An 18154-nucleotide genomic window follows, 5' to 3' on the forward strand; every position below is an offset into this window, starting at 1 on the left:
AGACGGCAGTTGCACAGAGGCTGAGACAGGCGGGGCCCGTCGTGCGTATCTGCCTGCGGCACACCGGGCGACCCGGACATGCGCTCGGCGTACCGGCACGTCAGGATGGTCGGTGGGGCGATACTGACGGGCACGAACGGCACCACCGATACCGGATCCTCAAGGAGCCAACCGAATGAGCAACACAGCCCAGATCGGCGTCACGGGACTCGCGGTCATGGGCCGCAATCTCGCCCGCAACTTCGCGCGCAACGGCTACACGGTCGCTCTGCACAACCGGACGGCGGCGCGTACGCACGCCCTGGTGGAGGAGTTCGGGAACGAGGGCGACTTCATCGCGGCCGAGACCGCCAAGGAGTTCGTGGCGGCGCTGGAGCGGCCGCGGCGGCTGGTCATCATGGTCAAGGCGGGCGAGCCGACCGACGCGGTGATCCATGAGTTCGCGCCGCTCCTGGAGCCCGGCGACATGATCATCGACGGCGGCAACGCGCACTTCGCGGACACCCGGCGCCGGGAGCGCGAACTGCGCGAGCAGGGCATCCACTTCGTGGGCATGGGCGTCTCCGGCGGCGAGGAGGGCGCGCTGAACGGCCCGAGCATCATGCCGGGCGGTCCGAAGGAGTCGTACGACTCGCTCGGCCCGATGCTGGAGAAGATCTCCGCGAAGGCCAAGGACGGCGCTCCGTGTGTGACCCATGTCGGTCCCGACGGCGCCGGGCACTTCGTGAAGATGGTCCACAACGGCATCGAGTACGCCGACATGCAGCTCATCGGTGAGGCCTACCAGTTGCTGCGCGACGTCGCCGGCTACTCCCCCGCGCAGATCGCGGAGATCTTCCGCACCTGGAACACCGGGCGCCTCGACTCCTACCTCATCGAGATCACGGCCGAGGTGCTGTCCCACGTGGACGCGGCGACGGGCAAGCCGTTCGTGGACGTGGTCGTCGACCAGGCCGAGCAGAAGGGCACGGGCCGCTGGACGGTCCAGATCGCCCTTGACCTGGGCGTGCCGGTGTCCGGCATCGCGGAGGCGGTCTTCGCCCGCTCCCTGTCCGGTCACGCCGCGCTGCGCGAGGCCTCGCGCGGTCTGGCCGGCCCGAAGGCGCAGACGCTGGGCGAGTCGGAGGCGGCGGCCTTCGCGGACCGGGTCGAGCAGGCGCTGTACGCCTCGAAGATCGTCTCCTACACCCAGGGCTTCCACGAGATCGCGGCGGCCCGCGAGGAGTACGACTGGGACATCGACCTGGGTGCCGTGTCGGCGATCTGGCGCGGCGGCTGCATCATCCGGGCGGCCTTCCTGGACCGCATCCGCGCCGCCTACGACGCCCGCGCGGACCTGCCGAGCCTGCTGTCGGACGAGACCTTCGCCCAGGAGATCGCGACCGCCCAGGACGACTGGCGCGAGGTGCTGGTCGCCGCGACCCGCCAGGGCGTCCCGACCCCGGGCTTCGCCGCGGCCCTCGCCTACTACGACGCCCTGCGCGCCGAGCGCCTGCCCGCGGCCCTCACCCAGGGCCAGCGCGACTTCTTCGGCGCCCACACCTACCGCCGCACCGACCAGGACGGCTCGTTCCACACGCTGTGGGGCGGGGACCGCTCGGAGGTCTCCGCGTAACGGAGGACGGCACGAGGCGGCGGGCGGCCCGAGCGGCCGCCCGCCGTCGTTTCGCGCCGCGACACCCGCCGCGTGCGGGCCACCGGTTCAGGTCAACGGCGGTCCCGGCTCCGGACTCGGTACCGGTTCCGGGCCCGGGGGCACCGGGGACGGGTCCGGTGGCGGGGTCGGGATCGGTGGGGAGGGCGGCTGCGGGGGCGGGGTGGGTTCCGGGCCCGGGGGTGGCTGCGGGGTGGGCACCGGGGAGGGGTACGGGTCGGGGGGTTGCGGGTCCGGGCCCGGCCCGGGGGTGGGCGGAGTGGGGTCGGGATACGGCTCGGTCATGGCGCCCTCCGGCCAGTCGTCGTCGGGTCTGGACTCTTCCCCGCCTACCCGACGGACGCCTCCCCACTCACTCCCCCGAGCGACCTCCCCGAGCCGACCGGCCCCGGCCACCGGACTCCCGCTTCAGCGCCGGCTCCCTGAGCCGCCCCAGGTGCCCCACCTACTCGGCACGTCCCCGACCCCGACCAACAAGCCGCTCACGACGCCCGGCGCGCGTGAGCACGACGATCCGCGGTCCGGCCGCCACGGCGGCGGCCGCCATCGGACGGTCCGAGCGCAGGACCGGCACCCCGGCACCGGCCCCCGCCGCCTCCGCGACGCCGCCGATCGTCGAGCAGGTGCACAGCACGGCCCGGGCCCCGTCGGCGACCGCCCTGCCGACGGCCGCCCGCACCTCGTCGGCCACCGCCTCCGGGCCCTCACGGCGGGCCCGGGCCAGCAGTTCCTCGTCGACCAGGTGCCGCAGTGCGAGACCGGGGTGGTGCTCGTCGCGCAGTGCCTCGAAGACGGGGACGTGGGCGGGCGAGGTGTGCAGGAGGGCGAGCACGCCGTTCAGAACCGGCCCGGATGCGCGCGCAGCCAGTCCCGCGCCGCGCGCAGCAGCTCGGGGTCGGCCGCAGGGGCCTGGTCGGGGTGGCGCTCGGCCCACTTCACGACGTACGGACACAGAGGGGCGACCACGACGCCCTCGCGCTCGGCGATGGCGTACAACTCGCGGGCGAGGGAGCCCGCGATGCCCTTCCCCTCATGGGCCGGCTCCACGATCGTGTGGACGGGGACCAGGGCGCGCCCCGGCGATTCGAGGACGAAGTACTCGATGTGGCCGACGACTTCGCCGTCCGTCCCTTCACCGATCGCCTCCAGGCGGCCCGCCGTCCGGTCGTCGCGGATCTCGATGTCGCTCATGGGCACGCTCCTGGTCCGAAGGACGAGTGATCGGTGATCAGGCCGGTACGGCCTGCGGGCTGCGCTCCTGGTCCGAGCCCGGCACCGGCTCGGACGGGTCGGCGCCCAGGGCCACGATGCGGTTGTCGCGGTCCACGTGCACCACTCGCGGTTCGAAGGCCCGTGCCTCGGCGTCGTCCAGCTGAGCGTAACTGATGATGATCACCAGGTCGCCGGGATGGACGAGATGGGCGGCGGCACCGTTGATCCCGATCACGCCCGAGCCGCGCTCGCCCTCGATGACGTACGTCTCCAGGCGCGCCCCGTTGGTGATGTCGACGATGTGCACGAGCTCGCCGGGCAACAGGTCGGCCGCGTCGAGCAGTTCGGCGTCGATGGTCACCGATCCCACGTAGTGCAGGTCGGCCTGGGTGACCGTGGCGCGGTGGATCTTGGACTTGAACAGGGTACGAAGCATTCAGCACTCCCGATATTCGCTCCCTGCCTGCTTTCTGCAGGTCAAGGGCTGTTATCAAAGGCTACAGCGGCTCACTCGCCGGTTGGCACCGAGTAGCCGTCGTCCGATTCACGCTTACCGCTTGCTGAATTTTCTGGCACCTCGCCGGCCAAGGGCTCCAGGCCGCTCCACAGCGATTCCGCCGCACTCTCAACCAGCGATCGAGATCAGAATATGGATCGCGGTGCCGCAAGCGCAGCGAGATCTGCATCACGTCACACGCCGACGGAGCAGGGAGGGGTCCGGTGCCTTCGTCCGGAGTGTCGAACAGGGCGTGGGGGAGAGCGCGACCACCCTTCTCTCGTACTCGTGGGGCGACCGAACCTGTGCATTCCTGACTTGCCAGACGCAGGCGTGGAACCACCCGGTTCGTCACCCTGGGGAGTGCTCGAGACTCCCCGTGCGCACCGGTAGGAACCCGGTGCGGGCCACCTGGTGCGGCCCCCGGTGCGGGCGGTACCGACCCTCCTCGTCGTTCGGACCAGGGCGAGACGCCCGCCGGCAAGGCCGGCGGGGCACCCGCGCACGTCCCGCGTTCGTGAGTCGAGCAGGCGATGGCGGGTCGGCGAACCACTGCAGGAGGGTGAACACGATGGACCACCGCGGCAGCCCCCGGAAGCACAGAACAGAGCGTCGCCCGGCCGGTCCGCCGCGCCGGGTGCGGAAGGCGGCCTGCCGCGAACCCACGAGAAGACGGAGATGAAGAACGATGAGCATGCCCCTGCGGAGCCACCGCAGTGGCGGAACAACGGAGCGGCGCCTCGGGGGGCCCGCAATCCGCTGACCGAACTCGACGCACTGTTCATGCAGATGAGCGGATTGCTCGAGTCCAACTCCCTGGTGTCACGACAAGGACATCCGACGTCGAGGCCAACGGACAGGACCTGGTGGTCAATCCGCGGGGACGCCCGGCACCCGGCTGATCCTGCGCAGTGGTCTGAACGCCATGGAGCACTGCGCCGTCGGCCTGCGCTCACGCCTGCGCGTCTCGCACACCGAGGAGCGCCCGGGAGCCCGGCGCCGACGCGACCGGACCACCCCAAGAGGTCTGCCGCGTTCGGCGCTGCGGACGATGAAGAACCCATCGCGAGCTGGGAGGAACAATGCGGAACCGGACCCTGAGCAAGATCGGCACACAGCTGTTGCGTCTGCGCCACGACTCGTCGCAGAGCTCACAGGACCGGGCGGCGCCGGCCGACTACGGACTGGACCACAGGCAGGTCGCCGCATTCGTCGCCGGCACGCTGGACGCGGAGGGCGAGGCAGCGCTCGCCCATCAGGTGGCGCGGCTGCTGCCCTTCCACTGGACCTGGCCCCGCCGGGTCGCGGAGGCGATGTCGCAGATCATGGACCACTTCGGTGATCAGCGCGAGCTGGTGGCCTGGCTGGATCGGCACCCCGGCCTGCCACGGGTGGTGGCCCGCCTGTACGTCTTCATGGGCCTCCTCGACCGGTACAGCGCGGTGCCCGCGGTCGTGACCGCGATGCGTGAGTACCGGGAACGGACACCGTATCCGCCGGGCCTGCAGCCCTACCTGGTGCCTGCCACCGATGACGACACGCTCGCGAGCATTGCTTTCAAGGTCGAGAAACTGCTCGGCGAGGAGCGGACCCGGGAGGCCGTCGAACTGGCCCTGGCCACTGCGGCATGGCTGCAGCAGATCGCGCCGCGCGCGCGGGAACTCGCTCCTGAGGTCGACGACTTGGACGAGCTGATGGGGCAGGCGCGGCAGGACATCCGGGCGGCGGCAGCCGACATCTGAACACGACTGTCTCGATGGGGCGGTGAACGGCATGACGGTGAAACTGAACGCGAGGGCGTTCAACCACGCAAAGAAACTGACCGAAGAGGGCCGGATCGTCCTGGACGACCGGGACGAGTGGAGCGAGCACCGGCCTTCGGCAGCGGACGAGAATGCCTACCTCGAGGAGCACGGATTCGACGAGTACGCCAGGTGGTACCTGGGCATCGACGACGAGATGGGAGAGGAGACCAAGGGCCGGTACAAGTTCCCCTACGGCGATTTCGAGCGCGTCCACCGCTGCGGTGCGCTCTCTGCCGAGGTGCGCGCCGCACAGCAGAAATACGCGGACATCGAGAACGCCGCCGCGCACCTGCACGGACTGCTGGACGGCAGGCGGACCGGGAACCGGTGACCTCGTCATCCACGGCCGCGCTTCCGGACGTTCGTAGAACTGTCGGACGATCGCCGCGCTCAGCCACCACCGCGCCCCACGGGCTCAGTCCGCAAGGTCGGCCTTGCCGAACAGGACCGCATAACTGGAGGGGAGCTGGCTGATGATCTGATTCAGCTCTCCGCCGGTGACAGCGTCGGCGACAGTGGTCAGGACCGCGCTGGCGTCCCACTGCGCCGTACGCGGCCGGGCATGGGTGCGCTCGGCGACCCGGCGGTAGAACTCTTCGATCCCGAAGCTACGCGCCTGCTGCGGCGCTGCATGGTCGAGAACTTGTCGCAGCGGGCCAGGCAGCTGGGATGCGAGGTCCTTGACCTCTCCCGGGCTGATCCGTTGGGCCAGCACTTCCAGCACGGCGTTGGTGACGTCCGCGGCCTCGTCCTGGTCGTTGTATTCGCCTCGCTCGCGTACACGGGCGAGGAAGCCGTCGTATTTCACAGCTGACCTCCTTCTGCCTTGGTCACCGCAGGTCATCCGCAGGAACGGCCTGCTCGAGTCGGTCGCCACTCGTCGTGCCGACTTCTTGGAGCACGGTTGTCTGTTCGATCTCGTCGTCGAGGGCGTAACGGCGCGTTCCTTCAGCGAGACGAGCAGAAGGAACCACCAACGGTGGGGAGCCACGTAAGCGCGTCTCCGCCGCCGTGCGGGGGGGGCGAGCCTCGCCGGCCCGGCCGCGGTGCCGGACGGGTTGCCCGGAACCGCGGCACGCGCGTCTCAGCCGCTGCTCTCGGTACTCTCACTCGTCTCGGTGATCTCGACGTGTCGCGGCTTTGCGACGTCGGCCTTGGGGACGGTGATGCTGAGCACTCCGTCCCGCATCTCAGCCTTGATCTTGTGACTGTCCAGTTCTCCGGGCAGCCGCAAGCGGTACTCGAAGGCTCCGACGCGGCGGGTGCTGCGGCGCAGGACACCCTTGCGCTCCCGCTCCTTGATCTCTCCGGTGACCACGAGTTCGGGACCGTTGGCCTGGACGTCAATGTCCTTGCTCTTCACACCGGGGAGTTCGATCTCTATGTGGAACGCCTCCTCGGACTCCGACACCTCCGCGAGAGGCGTCCACGCGGCCGCGGGTGCCGCGCCCACCGTCGACTCCAGCAGGCCGCTCATCTGGCTGAGCAGTTCGTCGAACTCGACCAGGGGATTGAGAGGGGTGGGTGCCCAGACGGGCCTTTCCTGCAGACCGCCACCGCGGTGGCGCCGGACGGGCATGGCCATGGCCATCGCCTCCTTCTTCCTTCTCGTGATCTCATCGCCCGCCATGTGTCATGCGAGCCATGCGGACTCCTTGTGACGTATGCGTGGGGAGACGTCCGAGCCGCCCGCGACAGCCGACGTGCCCGTGGTGCCGGGTACGGCCGAGTGCCCCAGGTGCCGGTGCACGAAGTGGATGGCCATCGCGCCCTCGCCGGCCGCGGAGGCCACCCGCTTCACCGAGCCGCTGCGGACGTCCCCTACCGCGAAGACCCCGGGCAGGCCGGCCTCCAGGGTCATGCACGGGCGCCCACGGCCGTGCCACACCTCGGGGTGGGCGCAGGCTTCCTGGGCCTCCGGCCCGGTGAGGACGAAGCCGCGGGAGTCGAGGGCGACGGTGCCGGCGAGCCACTCGGTGTGAGGTTCGGCGCCGGTGAAGACGAACAGGCTCCGTGCCGCGAGGCGGCGGTGCACGCCCGTGCGGTTGTCGACCACGTCGAGCTCCTCCAGCACTTCCTGGCCGACGACCTCGGTGACCTCGGTGTGCAGCATGACCTCCACCCGCGGATGACGCTCGACCTGGTCGATCAGGTAGCGGGACATGTTGGCCCCGAGGTCGGCTCCTCGGACCAGCAGGTACACCTTCGGCGCGTACCCGGCGAGGAACAGCACCGCCTGGCCCGCCGAGTTGCCTCCGCCGACGACGGCCACCGGGTCGGTACGGCACTGCTGGGCCTCGTAGACGGTCGCCGAGTAGTGCACGCTCGTTCCCTCCAGGCGTTCGATGCCGGGCACCTGGAGCCGGCGGTAGCGGGCGCCCATGGCCAGGACGACGGCGCGGGCGGCGATCTCACTGCCGTCGGCGAACGCCACCACGTAGTGGTCCTCGTCCTTGGGATGGAGACCGGTCGCCTCCAGCGGCAGGCTGATCCCGGCGCCGAACTTGTCGGCCTGGAGCACGGCGCGTTCGGTGAGTTCGGCGCCGGAGATGCCGGATGGGAAGCCGAGCAGATTCTCGATGCGGGACGACGTGCCGGCCTGGCCGCCGGTGGCCATCGCCTCCACCACCGTGGTGCTCAGGCCCTCGGAGGCGGCGTACACCGCGGCGGCGAGGCCGGCGGGTCCGGAGCCCACGATGAGGACGTCACCGTGACGGTTTCCGGCGGGTAGTGACGGCAGGCCGATGAGCCGGGCCAGTTCCGCGTTGCTGGGGTTGCGCAACAGGGTGGTGTCCCGCCAGATGACGAGTGGTGTATCCGCCGGGCCGACGCCGAAGCGGCGCAGCAGCTCCTCGGCCTCCTCATCGGTCTCCAGGTCGATCCAGCGGTGCGGCAGCCGGTTGCGGACGGCGAACTCGCGCAGCCGTCTGGTGTCGGGCGAGTAGCGCGAGCCGATGATGCGGAAGCCGGCGCCCTGTCCGACGAGCAGCGCGCGACGGCACAGACAGGCGCGCAGCACGGTGTCCCCGATGGTGGAGTCCTGGGACACCAGGTGGCGCAACCGGTCCAAGGAGACGACGAGGACCTCGCCGGGCTCCCTGGCGACAGCGGTGTAGAAGGCCACTTGTCCGTGCAGCAGGCCGAGTTCGCCGATGAAGCGACCGGGGCCGTGCACGCGCAGCACGTGCTCCTCGGGAGTGCCGTGGTTCTCGACGACGGCGACGGTACCGCTGAGGACGACGAAGAACGTCTCGCAGCGCTCCCCCTCCCGGATCAGCACGTCGTTCGGCGCCATGGTCCGGCGTTGCCCGTGCTCCGCCAGACGTGCTATCTGGTCTTCCGTGAGGCGCGGATACGCGCCGTAGACGTCCGGGGTCTCCCAGAAGGCGGCCTCGTCCGCTTCCTTCGGCACCGGTTCCTCGCCCGGCGGCGACTGGTCACCGGACATCAGACGAACGCCTCGTGAACGTAGCACCAGCGCCATTCCTCGCCGGGCTGGAAGGACTGCACGATCGGATGGGCGACGGCAGCCGCGTGCTTGCGCGCGTGCTTGTTCGGCGAGGAGTCGCAGCAGCCGACGTGCCCGCAGGTCAGGCAGAGCCTCAGGTGGACCCACGGGGAGCCGAGCATCAGACACTCCTGACACCCTTCCGGGGTCAGCGGCTGAACCGGCCGGACAAGCGCGAGGTGGGGATCTGCGTGCAGGGTCATCCGGATCACCCTTTCCGGGCGGAGATCGACTGTTCCACCCACTGGCGCAGAGCGGGGGCGGGCGCCGCCCCCGCCTGCCGGGCGAGTGTCTCGCCCCGGTCGAGGACCAGCAGTGTCGGTACGGCCTGGACCTCGAAACGCTGCGACAGCCGTGGGTTCTTGTCGACGTCGACCTTGACGAGTTTGATGCGGCCGGCGAGATCGGTGGCGACCTTCTCCAGTGCGGGGCTGACCATGCGGCAGGGGCCGCACCAGGTGGCCCACAGGTCGACCACGACGGGAATGTCGGCCCGCTCGGCGACCTCGGCGAAGTCGTCGTCGCCCGCGTCCACCATCCACGGCAGGGGCTGCTTGCAGTGGCCGCACTTGGGGCGGCCCTCCGCGGCCACGGGCACCCGGTTGATGCGCCCGCAGTTCGGGCAACTGACGGTCCGCGCCTGCGTCGTGCTCATGCCGCCCGCGCTCCCTTCACGTCCTCGGGCTGGTCGTAGGTGACCACCAGCTCTCCGTGTTCGGCGTCGACGCGGACCGTCGCGCCGTCCTGGACGTCACCGCGCAGCAGGGCGCGCCCGATCATCGTCTCGACCTCGTGGGAGATGTAGCGGCGCAGCGGCCGGGCCCCGTACACGGGGTCGTAGCCCTGGTGGGCGATCAGCTCCCGGGCGGCTTCGGTGAGTTCGACGGTGATGCGGCGTTCGGCGAGTCGGCGGCGCAGCTCGTCGAACTGCAGCTCCACGATCCGCTCGATCTGCCGCTCGCCGAGCGGCTTGAACAGCACGATGTCGTCGACGCGGTTGAGGAACTCCGGGCGGAAGTGCCCGCGCAGCTCGCCCGTCACCAGGGCGCGTGCGTCCGGTTTGATCTCGCCCTCGGCTGTGACGCCGTCGAGGAGGTGCTCGGAGCCGATGTTGGACGTCATGATGATCACGGTGTTGCGGAAGTCGACGGTGCGGCCCTGGGAGTCGGTGATGCGGCCGTCGTCGAGGACCTGCAGCAGGGTGTTGAAGACATCGGTGTGCGCCTTCTCGATCTCGTCGAACAGGACGACCGAGTACGGCTTGCGGCGTACGGCCTCGGTGAGCTGGCCGCCTTCCTCGTAGCCGACGTATCCGGGCGGTGCGCCCATGAGCCGGCTGACGGTGTGCCGCTCCTGGTACTCACTCATGTCGAGGCGGACCATGTTCTCCTCGGAGTCGAACAGGGCCGCCGCGAGGGTCTTGGCCAGTTCGGTCTTCCCGACGCCGGTGGGGCCGAGGAAGATGAACGAGCCGATGGGACGGCGCGGGTCGCGGATGCCGGAGCGGGCGCGGATGATGGCGTCGGCGACGAGCTTGACGGCCTCGTCCTGGCCGATGACGCGCTCGCGCAGGATCTCGTCGAGGCGCAGCAGCTTCTCGCGTTCGCCCTCCTGGAGGCGGGCGACGGGGATGCCGGTCCAGGCGGCGACGATCTCGGCGATCTCCTCCTCGGTGACGACCTCGCGCAGCAGCCGGTTCTGCCCCTGTTTGGCGGCCAGTTGCTCCTCCTCGGCCTTCAGCCGGCGCTCCAGGTCCTGGAGGCGGCCGTAGCGGAGTTCGGCGGCGCGGTTGAGGTCGTAGGCGCGTTCGGCCTCCTCCGCCTCGTGGCGGACCTGCTCCAGTTCCTGGCGCAGCTCCTGCACGCGGCGGATGGCCTGCCGTTCGGCCTCCCACTGGGCGTGTTTGGCGTCGGCCTCGCCGCGCAGGTCGGCCAGTTCCTTGCGCAGTTCCTCCAGGCGGGCTTTGCTGGCGGCGTCGGTCTCCTTGGACAGGGCCGCCTCCTCGATCTCCAGGCGGGTCACCCGGCGGGTGATCTCGTCGAGTTCGGCGGGCATCGAGTCGATCTCGGTACGCAGCCGGGCGCACGCCTCGTCGACGAGGTCGATGGCCTTGTCGGGCAGGAACCGGTCGGTGATGTAGCGGTGGCTGAGGGTGGCCGCGGAGACCAGCGCGGTGTCCTGGATCTTCACGCCGTGGAAGACCTCCAGGCGTTCGCGCAGTCCGCGCAGGATGGAGATGGTGTCCTCCACGCTCGGCTCGTCGACCAGGACCTGTTGGAAGCGGCGTTCGAGGGCGGCGTCCTTCTCGATGTGCTTGCGGTACTCGTCGAGGGTGGTGGCGCCGATCATGTGCAGTTCGCCGCGGGCGAGCATCGGCTTGAGCATGTTGCCCGCGTCCATGGCCCCTTCGGCGGCGCCCGCGCCGACGACGGTGTGCAGTTCGTCGACGAAGAGCAGGATGCGCCCCTGGGCTGCCTTCACCTCGGACAGGACGGCCTTGAGGCGTTCCTCGAACTCGCCGCGGTACTTGGCGCCGGCGACCAGGGAGCCCATGTCGAGAGCGAACACCGTCTTGTCGCGCAGGCCCTCGGGGACGTCGCCGCGAACGATGCGCTGGGCCAGCCCCTCGACGATGGCGGTCTTGCCGACGCCGGGATCGCCGATGAGGACGGGGTTGTTCTTGGTCTTGCGGCTGAGGATCTGGGTGACGCGGCGGATCTCCGCATCACGGCCGATGACCGGGTCCAGCCGCCCGGACCGGGCCTCGAGGACGAGATCGCGGCCGTACTTCTCCAGAGCCTCATAGGCCACTTCGGGGTTGGCGGAGGTGACGCGCTGGTTGCCGCGAACCTGGGTGAGCACGCTCAGGAACGAATCCCGGGTCACGCCGCGCTCCTTGAGCAGGCGTCCGGCGGCGGTCGCCGAGCCCTCCTCGGCCAGGGCGAGCAGGAGGTGCTCCACGGACACGTACTCGTCCTTGAGGCGTTTGGCCTCCCGCTCGGCGGCATCGAGCAGGCGGGACAGGCGCTGGGTGACGAAGACCTGGCCGGGTGCAGCGCCGGGACCGGTGACCTTCGGCCGACGGGAGAGTTCCTCGCGCACGGCCGCGCGCAGCTCCTTCGGCTCCGTGCCGGCCTGTTGCAGCAGCCGCGGGATCAGACCGTCCTCCTGATCGAGAAGCGCGAGCAGCAGGTGCTCCCCGTCGACCTCGGTCTGCCCCATGCCGACGGCCGCGCTCTGGGCCTCCTGGAGGGCTTCCTGGGACTTCTGGGTGAGACGGTTCATGTCCATGGGGGTGTTTCACTCCTCGTACCGGCGCGGCGCAGGGCGGCTTCGAGCATGCTGATGCGGTCCAGCAGGTCGAGCACCAGGCCGATGGATGCGTAGTTGAGGCAGAGTCCGGTGCGCAGCCGCTGGACGCGGGCGAGGGCGGCCGGTGCCGTGGGTTCGAACACCAGCTCTCCGGAGGTGTCGCGCTCGGCCTCGACCAGGCCCAGAGCGACGAACCGGCGGATGAGGTCGGGATGGACGCCGGAGCGGCGGGCCACGGTCTGCAGAGAGAGCCTGGGCACCGGCACGATCGCGTACCGGACGCGTGCCGGGGTGGGAGCTGTCGGCCGAGACGCCTGGCGCGCCCCGGCGCGTGGGTCACTCATCGTGTCCTCCTGGGGTCGAACGAGGAGACGGCGGCGAGCTCCTCGAAGAGTGCGCGCTCCCGGTCGCTGAGCCTGGACGGCACCATGATCCGGAGCTCGGCGTAGAGGTTGCCGTTCGTGCCGCGCGGATTCGGCATGCCCTCACCGCGCAGCCGCAGCCGCCGCCCGCTGGACGAGCCCGCGGGCACGCTCACCTTCGCCGTCGCCCCGCTCGGCGTGGGCACCGGAACCGTCGCGCCCAGCGCGGCCTCCCATGGTGTGACCGGAAGCTCCACGTACACGTCCCGGCCGTCGAGGCGGAACTGGGGGTGCGGCTGGACGCGCACGCGCAGGTACAGGTCCCCCGCCGGGGCGTCACCGTTGCCCCGGCCGCCCTCGCCCGCCAGCCGGATACGCTGCCCGTCGGTGACACCCGGTGGCACGTCGACCTCGTACCGCCGCGGCTGCCCCGTGGGACCGGCGAGCGTGACGGTACGACGGCCTCCCCGATAGGCCTCCTCGACGGTGAGCGGCAGTTCGGCCTCCTGGTCGGCTCCGGGGACACGCATCCGTCCGGCGCCCCCGAAGAGCGAGCCGAACAGGTCGTCGACGTCGACGCCCTCCGCGCCGAAACCGCTGGTGGCATACCGGACCCGGGGGCCGTCCCCGGTGGACCAGCGGAAGCCGCCGCCGGGTCCCGCGCCGGCACCGACCCGCTCCTCCCAGTCCTCGGGAACCTTCCGGAAGTCCTCGCCGAAGCGGTCGTAACGAGCCCGCTGGTCGGGGTCGGACAGGACGCTGAAGGCCTCGTTGATCTCCTTGAACCGCTCCTCCGCCTCGGGGTCCTTGTTGACGTCCGGGTGGTACCTGCGGGCCAGCTTGCGAAACGCCCGCTGGATCTCGTCCTTGTCGGCGTCTCGCGGGACCCCGAGAACCTCGTAGAAGTCGCGTGCCATGGCCGCTCACTCCCGCTTGGCGACGGTCACGGCGGCCGGCCTCAGCTGCCGCTCGGCCTCCCCGTAGCCGGGGCGCAGCACCTGCGCCACGGTGTTCGGTTCGGCGTCGGGGTCCTGGACCACGCCGACGACCTCGTGCCGGGAGGGGTCGAAGGGGACACCGGTCTCGGCGTGACGCTCGTAACCAAGGCGTTCAAGGATGGACACGGCCTGGTCGCGCACGGCGCGCACCCCCTCGACGATCGCCCCGGGATCGGAGCCCGCGTGGCTCAGGGCCAGTTCGAGGTTGTCGACGACGGGAAGGAACGCCGCGGCCGTGCGGGCGCGTTCGACCGCGCGCTCCCGGTCCAGTTCCCTGGCGTGTCGCTTGCGCAGGTTGTCGAGGTCGGCGAGGGCACGCCGCCAGCGGTCCTCGACCTCCTTGAGCGCGGCCCCGTACTCGTCCTCGGCCCCGGCCGGACCGGTGGCGGCGTCGGGCCCGGGTTCGGCCTGCGTGGTCGGCGGCGCGGGCTCGGGCAGATCGCCCCGCGGCGGTTGTGCGGCGCCTTCGGGCGGCAGGTCGGACGATCGGTCCTGGGGAGGGATCGGCATGGCGGGCACCTCAGCCCTTGTCGAACTCGGCATCGATCACGTCTTCGTCGGCGCCGGCACCGCCCTGCCCGGAGGCGTCCGGCCCGGTGGCGTCCGAAGGACCACTCGCCGCCGCGGCTCCGGCCTGGTGGGCGGCGAGCCCGGCGTGGACCTGCTGGAGTTCGGAGATCAGCGGCCTGACCTTGTCCACTCCGGCCTCGTTCTTGACCGCGTCGCGGGCCTCTGCCACCAGCATCTCGGCTCGCGCCTTCTCGTGCGCGGGCGCGGCGTCGGCCAGTTCGTTCAGACGCTTTTCGACCTGGTAGGCGATCGCGTCGAGTTCGTTGCGGGCGTCGACGGCTTCGCGCAGTGCCTGGTCCTGGCCGCGGTTGCTCTCGGCCTCCTGGACCATGCGTTCGACCTCGCTCCGGTCCAGGTTGGAGCTCTCGCTGATGGTGATGCCCTGTTCCTTGCCGGTGTCCTTGTCGCGCGCGCTGACGTTGAGGATGCCGTTGGCGTCGATGTCGAAGGTGACCTCGATCTGCGGTTCGCCCCGCGGCGCCGGCCGGATGTCGGTGAGCTGGAAGCGGCCGAGCACCCGGTTGTCGGCGGCCCGCTCGCGCTCGCCCTGCAGGACGACGATGTCGACGGCCGGCTGGTTGTCCTCGGCGGTGGAGAAGGTCTCGCTGCGGCGCACCGGGATGGTGGTGTTCCGCTCGATGATCTTCGTCATCACTCCGCCGCGCGTCTCCACTCCCAGCGACAGCGGGGTGACGTCGAGCAGCAGGACGTCCTTGACCTCGCCCTTGAGCACCCCGGCCTGGATCGCGGCACCCAGGGCCACGACCTCATCGGGGTTCACGCTCATGTTGGGGTCCTTGCCGCCGGTCAGCCGGCGCACCAGGGCCTGGACCGCGGGGATGCGGGTGGAACCACCGACGAGGATGACCTCGTCGATGTCGCTCTCGCCGACCTTGGCGTCGGCCATGGCCTGCTCCACCGGACCGAGGCAGCGCTCCACCAGGTCGCCGGTGATCTGCTCGAAAGTGGACCGCATGATCGAGTCGGTGAGATGCTTGGGCCCGGAGGCGTCGGCGGTGATGAACGGCAGGCTGACCTGCGTCTGGGTGACGGAACTGAGTTCGGTCTTGGCCTTCTCCGCCGCCTCGAACAGGCGTTGCAGCGCCTGCGGGTCCTTGCGCAGGTCGATGCCGTTCTCCTTCTGGAAGTCGTCCGCGAGGTAGTCGACCAGACGCCGGTCGAAGTCGTCGCCGCCCAGATGGCTGTCACCCGCCGTGGAACGCACCTCGACCACGCCGTCGCCGACATCGAGGATGCTCACGTCGAAGGTGCCGCCGCCCAGGTCGAAGACGAGAACGGTCTCGTGCTGCTTCTTGTCCATGCCGTACGCGAGGGCGGCCGCCGTCGGCTCGTTGATGATCCGCAGCACTTCCAGTCCCGCGATCCGTCCGGCATCACGGGTCGCGGTGCGCTGGGCGTCGTTGAAGTAGGCGGGCACGGTGATGACCGCCTCCGTGACCCTTTCCCCCAGCTGCTTGGAGGCGTCGTCGGCGAGTTTGCGCAGCACCAGGGCGCTGATCTCCTCAGGCGCGTACAGCTTGTCACGCACCTTGAAGCGGGCCTCGCCGTTCTCTCCCGGGACGACGTCGTAGGCGACGGCCTTGGCCTCGTCGGGGATCTCGTCGAAGTGCCGGCCGATGAACCGCTTGGCCGAGTAGATGGTGCCCTTGGGGTTGAGGATCGCCTGGCGGCGGGCCAGCTGGCCCACCAGGCGCTCGCCGGTGTCGGTGAAGGCCACCACGGACGGTGTCGTCCGGTTGCCCTCGCTGTTGGGTACGACAGACGGCTCGCCGCCCTCCCACACGGCGATCACCGAGTTGGTGGTGCCCAGGTCGATGCCCACTGCCTTGGCCATGAGGAACTCCTTCCGCGGCGGTCGACGTCCGTCGGCGACCGTTCATCCTCCGGGCCCTGTCCGCCCGGCTTTGAGACTCGTTCAGCTGGGGGCGGGGTCGCTGCGCGGGCGCCCGCCCCTGGAGGAGGCGCTCTCCCTGACCGCACCGGCCCTGCTGTCCAGCTCGGCGACAAGACGGGCGGCCTCATCGGCGACGTCCTCGTCCGCCACGACGTCGTACCGGCTGGGCTCCATCGAGCGGACCGAGGCGAAGTCCCGGCGGCCGCCCTGGGCCGCGTGCAGCAGCAGGGCGAGCAACGCACCGACGACCGCTCCGAAGATCAGCCCGTACAGGGCGAGGAGCAGACCGGAGACGACCGGATTCACCCAGTTCAGCAGCCCGAAGATCCAGCCGACGAGTACGCCGGGCAGCGCTCCGGAGGCCGCACCGTGGAGGGCGGCCTCGCCGTATCCCATGCGACCGATCACCTGTTCGACCAGGCGCACGTCCTGACCGATGATGGCCACCTTCTGAACGGGAAATCCCTGGTCGGCGAGATGATCGACGGCACGTTCGGCTTCCTGGTACGTCGCGTACGAGGCAATGGCACTGCGGGCCTGCTCGGCCATGATTTTCCTTTCGTGTGAGGACCGCCGAGCGGTCCCGACAATCCCCAGGGTGGTTGTTCGTCCGGTCACCCGCCTGCGCCCGGCGGGTCGAAAAGTGGCACCGGCGGTCGGTCTGCGAGGACAAGAGGCGGGACGACGATTCGGACTCGGCTCGCGGCGGGGTACCTCACAGGACTCCTTCCTCCTCTCCGGGCTGTACGGCGCACCGCCGCGATCCCGTCCCTGGGCATGGCGACGTTCGACTCGGCTGGCGACGCCACGGACCGGCGGCCGTTACGGAGGCGACCACCACGGCTGACCGGCCCGGGGGGTGGAGCGCGTGCCCACGTCCCCCGTGCACCCTGCTCTCTCCGAGGCGACCAGGCCTTTGGTTCAGCCGGATGTGGGGTGGTGCGCCTGGGCGAACTGCTCCACGACGGCGGCGCAGAAGGCAGGCAGGTCGGCCGGGCCGCGGCTGGTGACCAGCTGCCCGTCGACGACTACCTCCTGGTCGGCGACGACCTCCGCGCCGGCGTTGCGCAGATCGGTGCGGATGCTGGGCCAGGACGTCAGGCGGCGGCCGCGCACGGCGTCGGCTTCCGCCAGGGTCCACGGGCCGTGGCAGATCGACGCGACCGGTTTCCCGCTGGCCATGAAGTCCCTGACGAACCGCACCGCGTCGCGGTCCATGCGCAGTTGGTCGGGTTCATCGTGCCGCCCGGCAGGAGCAGGGCGTGGTAGTCGTCGACGGAGGCGTCGGCGACCAGCCGGTCCACGGGGAACGTTCCTGCCGCGTTGAGGTCGAACTGGCGGGCCTGGATCTCGCCGGGATGGAGCGAGACGATCTCGGTCTTCGCCCCTGCGCCCAGCAGAGCGCCGCGCGGCTGGTCGAGTTCCACGCGCTCGACGCCGTCGGTGGCCAGAATCCCCACCCGCGTCCCCCGCAGTACCTGTGTCATGGTACGGCTCCCTTCACGAGTCGCTGGTTGTACGGCGCACGCGGCAGGGACACCCGTGATGGCCCGTCACGGCCGAAAATGCCCCGAGCGTGTATGTGCGCGCGATCAGCCCGAGCTGCCGTCGAGGACGTCGGCATGCCGGTTCGGATCGGTGACTTGCCCCGGGGGCGGGACCGCTACAGCAGCCGGTCGAACACCGCGGTCGCGCCCTCCCAGTGACTGGTCTGCGGGTTCTTGACATCCGGGTACATGACTTTGAACGTCTCGGCGAGGGCGACGCTGAGACCGCCGATGATCTCGGGGTAGCGCTCTTCGGTCTCCTGGGTGGGTGTCCTGTCGAGGGGAGGATGCGCGGCGAGCTGTTCCAGTATCGGCTTCAGGTCGACCTCCTCGTCGAGCCGCCGGAACCGGTGGATGCTCTCCTGGAGGCCCTTGGTGATCGGCAGGTCCCACGGTTCGACGGTGTCCCGGCCGTTGGCCTTGGCCGACGCCTGGCCGACGACCAGAAGGTCGTAGAGCTTGGCGTCGACGAAGTCGCCGTACCGCTTCAGGTCGTTCTTGTCCACATCGAGACCTGCGGCGGCGCGGAAGAACCTCTCGAACTTCGACACACCCATCACGGTCATGCCTCTCGCCTCCTCACCGGGAACCGGACGGCATCGTTGGCTCCCGCCGGCACCGACATCGGCTGTTACCCTTCGAGACTCACAGAGCCCGCCTGCTGAGCGCCTCCGCACCCCAGGCCGAAAAAGAACGCCCCCTCCTACCCTGGCAGAGCAGCATCGAACGCCCAGGCAGCCCACGGCCGGCCCGTACGGCCGTCCCTCCGCGGGAA

Annotated in this window: 17 protein-coding genes and 2 pseudogenes; 3 read left to right on the plus strand and 16 right to left on the minus strand. The window is 70.3% G+C overall.

What is annotated here, in order from left to right; genetic code table 11:
• Nucleotides 1-175: 175 nt before the first annotated feature.
• Nucleotides 176-1615 (plus strand): NADP-dependent phosphogluconate dehydrogenase, encoded by a 1440-nt coding sequence (gene gndA, locus ABZ453_RS24500; RefSeq protein ID WP_359017678.1) that lies wholly within the window; start codon nucleotides 176-178, stop codon nucleotides 1613-1615.
• Between the two features lie 541 nt (nucleotides 1616-2156).
• On the opposite strand, the pseudogene ABZ453_RS24505 reads toward gndA, so the two are convergent.
• The 3 genes and pseudogenes from ABZ453_RS24505 to panD all read right to left on the minus strand — a co-directional run.
• Nucleotides 2157-2486: pseudogene (locus ABZ453_RS24505) on the minus strand (arylsulfatase); the annotation flags it as partial.
• A gap of 5 nt (nucleotides 2487-2491) precedes the next feature.
• Nucleotides 2492-2845 (minus strand): GNAT family N-acetyltransferase, encoded by a 354-nt coding sequence (locus ABZ453_RS24510; RefSeq protein WP_359017680.1) that lies wholly within the window; start codon nucleotides 2843-2845, stop codon nucleotides 2492-2494.
• A 37-nt stretch (nucleotides 2846-2882) separates the two neighbouring features.
• Nucleotides 2883-3302: an aspartate 1-decarboxylase gene (gene panD, locus ABZ453_RS24515; RefSeq protein WP_359017683.1), complete on the minus strand. Its 420-nt coding sequence runs from the start codon at nucleotides 3300-3302 to the stop codon at nucleotides 2883-2885.
• Nucleotides 3303-4444: 1142 nt separating this feature from the next.
• Between panD and ABZ453_RS24520 the strand changes: the two genes are divergently transcribed.
• Together ABZ453_RS24520 and ABZ453_RS24525 are read left to right on the plus strand one after the other, a co-directional pair.
• A complete protein-coding gene (locus tag ABZ453_RS24520) occupies nucleotides 4445-5104 on the plus strand; it encodes a hypothetical protein (RefSeq protein WP_359017685.1) in 660 nt (219 codons plus the stop codon).
• A gap of 31 nt (nucleotides 5105-5135) precedes the next feature.
• A complete protein-coding gene (locus tag ABZ453_RS24525) occupies nucleotides 5136-5498 on the plus strand; it encodes a hypothetical protein (protein WP_359017687.1) in 363 nt (120 codons plus the stop codon).
• A gap of 84 nt (nucleotides 5499-5582) precedes the next feature.
• On the opposite strand, the gene ABZ453_RS24530 is transcribed toward ABZ453_RS24525, so the two are convergent.
• The 13 genes and pseudogenes from ABZ453_RS24530 to ABZ453_RS24590 form a co-directional block, all read right to left on the minus strand.
• Nucleotides 5583-5975, minus strand: coding sequence for a DUF2267 domain-containing protein (locus ABZ453_RS24530; protein ID WP_359017689.1), 393 nt, complete (start codon nucleotides 5973-5975; stop codon nucleotides 5583-5585).
• 276 nt (nucleotides 5976-6251) lie between these two features.
• Nucleotides 6252-6752, minus strand: coding sequence for an Hsp20/alpha crystallin family protein (locus ABZ453_RS24535; RefSeq protein ID WP_359017691.1), 501 nt, complete (start codon nucleotides 6750-6752; stop codon nucleotides 6252-6254).
• Between the two features lie 48 nt (nucleotides 6753-6800).
• Nucleotides 6801-8615: an FAD-dependent oxidoreductase gene (locus tag ABZ453_RS24540; RefSeq protein WP_359017693.1), complete on the minus strand. Its 1815-nt coding sequence runs from the start codon at nucleotides 8613-8615 to the stop codon at nucleotides 6801-6803.
• On the minus strand, nucleotides 8615-8878 hold the full coding sequence (locus ABZ453_RS24545) for a UBP-type zinc finger domain-containing protein (RefSeq protein WP_133046517.1): 264 nt from the start codon (nucleotides 8876-8878) through the stop codon (nucleotides 8615-8617). The genes ABZ453_RS24540 and ABZ453_RS24545 overlap by 1 nt, the downstream gene beginning before the upstream one ends.
• A gap of 5 nt (nucleotides 8879-8883) precedes the next feature.
• Entirely contained in the window at nucleotides 8884-9330 is a 447-nt protein-coding gene (gene trxA / locus ABZ453_RS24550) for a thioredoxin (protein WP_359017696.1), read from the minus strand.
• On the minus strand, nucleotides 9327-11966 hold the full coding sequence (clpB, locus tag ABZ453_RS24555) for an ATP-dependent chaperone ClpB (protein ID WP_359017698.1): 2640 nt from the start codon (nucleotides 11964-11966) through the stop codon (nucleotides 9327-9329). Before clpB ends, trxA begins: the two co-directional genes overlap by 4 nt.
• On the minus strand, nucleotides 11957-12331 hold the full coding sequence (locus ABZ453_RS24560) for a chaperone modulator CbpM (protein ID WP_359017700.1): 375 nt from the start codon (nucleotides 12329-12331) through the stop codon (nucleotides 11957-11959). The genes clpB and ABZ453_RS24560 overlap by 10 nt, the downstream gene beginning before the upstream one ends.
• A complete protein-coding gene (locus ABZ453_RS24565; protein WP_359017702.1) occupies nucleotides 12328-13266 on the minus strand; it encodes a J domain-containing protein in 939 nt (312 codons plus the stop codon). The genes ABZ453_RS24560 and ABZ453_RS24565 overlap by 4 nt, the downstream gene beginning before the upstream one ends.
• A gap of 6 nt (nucleotides 13267-13272) precedes the next feature.
• A complete protein-coding gene (locus ABZ453_RS24570; protein ID WP_359017704.1) occupies nucleotides 13273-13857 on the minus strand; it encodes a nucleotide exchange factor GrpE in 585 nt (194 codons plus the stop codon).
• A gap of 10 nt (nucleotides 13858-13867) precedes the next feature.
• On the minus strand, nucleotides 13868-15772 hold the full coding sequence (gene dnaK, locus ABZ453_RS24575) for a molecular chaperone DnaK (RefSeq protein ID WP_359017706.1): 1905 nt from the start codon (nucleotides 15770-15772) through the stop codon (nucleotides 13868-13870).
• An 81-nt stretch (nucleotides 15773-15853) separates the two neighbouring features.
• Nucleotides 15854-16381, minus strand: a complete 528-nt coding sequence (locus ABZ453_RS24580; protein ID WP_359017708.1) for a general stress protein — start codon at nucleotides 16379-16381, stop codon at nucleotides 15854-15856.
• Nucleotides 16382-16753: 372 nt separating this feature from the next.
• Nucleotides 16754-17319 (minus strand): annotated as a pseudogene (locus ABZ453_RS24585) (type 1 glutamine amidotransferase domain-containing protein).
• Nucleotides 17320-17495: 176 nt separating this feature from the next.
• Nucleotides 17496-17945, minus strand: coding sequence for a DUF1931 family protein (locus ABZ453_RS24590; protein ID WP_133046511.1), 450 nt, complete (start codon nucleotides 17943-17945; stop codon nucleotides 17496-17498).
• Between the last annotated feature and the right edge of the window lie 209 nt (nucleotides 17946-18154).

Origin of the sequence: Streptomyces sp. NPDC005799, from assembly GCF_040630525.1 — a bacterium.
Lineage (GTDB): Bacteria > Actinomycetota > Actinomycetes > Streptomycetales > Streptomycetaceae > Streptomyces > Streptomyces griseorubiginosus_B.

What these genes read in the sequence shown, in the direction of transcription:
- gndA (WP_359017678.1), top strand. Translation starts at nt 176, where the DNA reads ATGAGCAACACAGCCCAGATCGGCGTCACGGGACTCGCGGTCATGGGC.
- ABZ453_RS24510 (WP_359017680.1), bottom strand. Translation starts at nt 2,845, where the DNA reads ATGAGCGACATCGAGATCCGCGACGACCGGACGGCGGGCCGCCTGGAG.
- panD (WP_359017683.1), bottom strand. Translation starts at nt 3,302, where the DNA reads ATGCTTCGTACCCTGTTCAAGTCCAAGATCCACCGCGCCACGGTCACC.
- ABZ453_RS24520 (WP_359017685.1), top strand. Translation starts at nt 4,445, where the DNA reads ATGCGGAACCGGACCCTGAGCAAGATCGGCACACAGCTGTTGCGTCTG.
- ABZ453_RS24525 (WP_359017687.1), top strand. Translation starts at nt 5,136, where the DNA reads ATGACGGTGAAACTGAACGCGAGGGCGTTCAACCACGCAAAGAAACTG.
- ABZ453_RS24535 (WP_359017691.1), bottom strand. Translation starts at nt 6,752, where the DNA reads ATGGCCATGCCCGTCCGGCGCCACCGCGGTGGCGGTCTGCAGGAAAGG.
- ABZ453_RS24540 (WP_359017693.1), bottom strand. Translation starts at nt 8,615, where the DNA reads ATGTCCGGTGACCAGTCGCCGCCGGGCGAGGAACCGGTGCCGAAGGAA.
- ABZ453_RS24545 (WP_133046517.1), bottom strand. Translation starts at nt 8,878, where the DNA reads ATGACCCTGCACGCAGATCCCCACCTCGCGCTTGTCCGGCCGGTTCAG.
- trxA (WP_359017696.1), bottom strand. Translation starts at nt 9,330, where the DNA reads ATGAGCACGACGCAGGCGCGGACCGTCAGTTGCCCGAACTGCGGGCGC.
- clpB (WP_359017698.1), bottom strand. Translation starts at nt 11,966, where the DNA reads ATGGACATGAACCGTCTCACCCAGAAGTCCCAGGAAGCCCTCCAGGAG.
- ABZ453_RS24560 (WP_359017700.1), bottom strand. Translation starts at nt 12,331, where the DNA reads ATGAGTGACCCACGCGCCGGGGCGCGCCAGGCGTCTCGGCCGACAGCT.
- ABZ453_RS24565 (WP_359017702.1), bottom strand. Translation starts at nt 13,266, where the DNA reads ATGGCACGCGACTTCTACGAGGTTCTCGGGGTCCCGCGAGACGCCGAC.
- ABZ453_RS24570 (WP_359017704.1), bottom strand. Translation starts at nt 13,857, where the DNA reads ATGCCGATCCCTCCCCAGGACCGATCGTCCGACCTGCCGCCCGAAGGC.
- dnaK (WP_359017706.1), bottom strand. Translation starts at nt 15,772, where the DNA reads ATGGCCAAGGCAGTGGGCATCGACCTGGGCACCACCAACTCGGTGATC.
- ABZ453_RS24580 (WP_359017708.1), bottom strand. Translation starts at nt 16,381, where the DNA reads ATGGCCGAGCAGGCCCGCAGTGCCATTGCCTCGTACGCGACGTACCAG.
- ABZ453_RS24590 (WP_133046511.1), bottom strand. Translation starts at nt 17,945, where the DNA reads ATGACCGTGATGGGTGTGTCGAAGTTCGAGAGGTTCTTCCGCGCCGCC.